2 protein-coding genes and 2 pseudogenes are annotated in these 2,748 nt (G+C 67.2%); all 4 read right to left on the bottom strand.

Annotated features, from left to right (window positions below; genetic code table 11):
* On the bottom strand, positions 1-731 hold a 731-nt coding region (locus ACLP25_RS08520), incomplete at its 3' end, for a potassium-transporting ATPase subunit KdpA (RefSeq protein ID WP_442468777.1).
* Positions 732-742: 11 nt separating this feature from the next.
* Positions 743-1,483 carry a winged helix-turn-helix domain-containing protein gene (locus ACLP25_RS08525; RefSeq protein WP_442468778.1) on the bottom strand — a complete coding sequence of 247 codons (741 nt, stop codon included), beginning with the start codon at positions 1,481-1,483 and terminating at the stop codon, positions 743-745.
* Positions 1,484-1,618: 135 nt separating this feature from the next.
* Positions 1,619-1,882: pseudogene (locus tag ACLP25_RS08530) on the bottom strand (potassium-transporting ATPase subunit C); the annotation flags it as partial.
* A 411-nt stretch (positions 1,883-2,293) separates the two neighbouring features.
* Positions 2,294-2,635 (bottom strand): annotated as a pseudogene (locus ACLP25_RS08535) (potassium-transporting ATPase subunit C); the annotation flags it as partial.
* Positions 2,636-2,748 lie beyond the last annotated feature (113 nt).

The raw sequence follows: 2,748 nt of genomic DNA on the forward strand, positions 1-2,748 counted from the left end.
GCGTTGAAGAAGCCGCCGCCGTTGTCGCCGAGGAGCTTGATCGCCTCCTGGCTCGCCACCGGCCCGATCGCGATCGCCTGCTTCACGCCCTCGAGCGTCGTCGCCGCGACCGAAGCGTCGAGCGTCTCAGGGACGCCGAGCGCGGCTAACGCGAGCGCGACGATCAGCGAAACGGGCAGGAGCACGTGGAGCGTCGCGCGGGTCACGTCGACCCAGAAGTTGCCGATCGTCGTCGATTCGTTGCGCGTCAGCGCGCGAATGAGCGCGACGGCGATCGCGATCGCCGCGGCCGAGTCGAGGAAGTTGTTGGTCGTGAGGCCGGCCATCTGGGAGAAATGCGAGAGCGTCGTCTCGCCGCCATAAGACTGCCAGTTGGCGTTGGTGACGAAGCTCACCGCGATATTGAAGGCGAGATCGGGCGGCACGCCCGGAAACCCCTGCGGGTTGAGCGGCAGCCAGGCCTGCAGGCGCAGGATGGCATAGAGCCCGAGCATGCACGCGCCGCCGAACAGGACCATGGAGATCGCGTAGACGTCCCATTCCTGCTCGTCCTTGGCCTTGACGCCCGCCGCCCGATAGAAAGCCCGCTCGATCGGCCCGAGGATCGGCGTGAGAAAAGTGCGGCGATTGTCGAAGACGTCCGCCATGTAGGCGCCGATAGGACGGGCGGCGACGACGACAGCTAAGAGCGTGACGGCGATTTCGAGAAAACCGGACAGGCTCCTAGACATGATTTTACGCCCTATTGTGGGTCGTTGGGAAGGCAATCGCGCGGGCGGCGCGAGGGGTCGGCGGTCGGAGACGCGAGGCGGTAGCCCACGCCGATCTCGGCGAGCAGAATTTCGGGATGGAGCGGATCGGGCTCGATCTTGCGCCTGAGGTGCATAACGCAGGAGCGCAGCGCCGCTCGCCCGCGCGGCGAGCCGGCGAATCCGGCGTCTGCAAGAAGCCGCTCGTAAGCGACGACGAAGCCCGCCTGGCCGGCGAGATGGGCCAGAAGGGCCAGTTCGGACGGCGCCAGCGCCACCGTCTGGCCGTCGATCGACAGCTTGCCGCTGAACAGGTCGAAGGCGAGCAGACCGTTGCGGTAGAAGCGAGGCCGCCCGGTCGCGGCGAAGCGCTTGAGCTCGCCCACCCGCACGCGCGCGGCGAGATCCGTCGCGCTGAACGGGCGGGGAAGATAGTCGGCGCCCATCTCGAGCGCGGCGATGCAGTCCGCCTCGCGGGGTTCGGCGCAGAGCGCGATGACCGCGGCGCTCGGGTACGCGCGTTGCGCGGCCGCGAGCGCGTCGCAATCGATCGCGTGGAGGTCGACGACGACGATGTCCGCCTGGCCGGGCCCGGCGAGCGAGTTCGCTTCGAACGGCCCGCCTGCGATCACCCTGCGGTCCGGCCCGAGGATCGAACGCGTCAGTCGCACAAGTCCAGGCTCGCCGGTCAGCACGAGCACCGACGTGCGACGCTCGAAAACCTGCGCATCCATGGGTTTGCCCGCGGCGCCGGCCGAGCCGGCGGTTCGATGCAGGAAGAAGCGGGAGGCGCGCGCGGAGGGGGACGAGAGGCCGCGCGCGCCTCCGTTTCCGTCCGGACGCCGATCCGGACGGAAAGGGGTCGGCCGTCAGGCCGGGTCGCCGTAGTGCTTGTGCAGTTCGAGGTTGACGTCGAGCACGTTGACGAGCTTCTCGCCGATCGCTCCGCCCCACGGGGCGTAGGCCTTGTCCTCAAGGATGCCCTCGATGTCCTTTCGCACGTCGTCGACCTTGAGCTTCTTGTCGTCGGCCCACTTCGACGCAACGCGATCGAGTTGGAACTCGGCGTTCTCAAGCGTGATGTCGGGGTCGAGGCCGGAGGCGGACGCGGTGACGAGATCGGCTGGGACGTCGTTCAGCGCGACGTCGGGATGATCGGCCCGCCACATGTCGAAGAAGATCGACTGGATGTCCGACCCTGTCTTGACCGGCTCGATCGTCGTCACGGACTTGCCGTCCGCGCCGGTGTTGGTGACCGATGAGGGGAACATGCCCGGATGGTCGTTCGAGAAATTCTCGAAGAAGACGACCGCCAGGTCCGAGGCCTTCGGCTGGGGCGTCGCCGGATTCTTCTTGATCCAGTCCTTGACGATGGCGTCATGCGCCTTCGACCAGGCGTCGACGTAAGCGCCATGCGTCGGATCGCCGGTGACCCAGTTCTGCGCGATCGTGTTGTGCGCATCCGCCCACTGCGCGACGATGTGCGGATTGCCGCCGAACTTGTCGGCCTGGAACCAGGCTTCGACGTCGGGCGCGACCGCCTGCCCCTTCTTGTCGCCCGAGGCGTAGGTCGCGATCGGACCGATCGCCCGGGCGACGCGGTCGCGCAGCGCATAGTTCGACGGCGCATAGCCGGACGACGTCGAGGCGGTCGCGTCGTAGGAGGCGGCCGACGGGCGCGGCTGGAAGTACTCGTCCTTGGTGAACGGCTGGGCGACCAGCATCGAGCCGATCACCTTGCCGTCGGCGGTCCGGACGATGCTGCCGTTCGCCTGGAACGGGAACAGGGTCTGGCCGATCACCCAGAGTATGCCGGGATAGACGCCGCAGACGATGACGACGCTGACGGCGATGAGCACGAAGCTCTTGGCGAAATAGCGCAACACCGAAGTTCTCCTCAAAATCAAGCGACGAGGCGCAGGGCGACCATCACGAGGTCGATCGCCTTGATGCCGATGAACGGAACGATCACGCCGCCGAGACCCCAGATCAGCAGGTT

Source organism: Roseiarcus sp., assembly GCF_052145395.1.
In the GTDB taxonomy this organism is placed as follows: domain Bacteria; phylum Pseudomonadota; class Alphaproteobacteria; order Rhizobiales; family Beijerinckiaceae; genus Roseiarcus.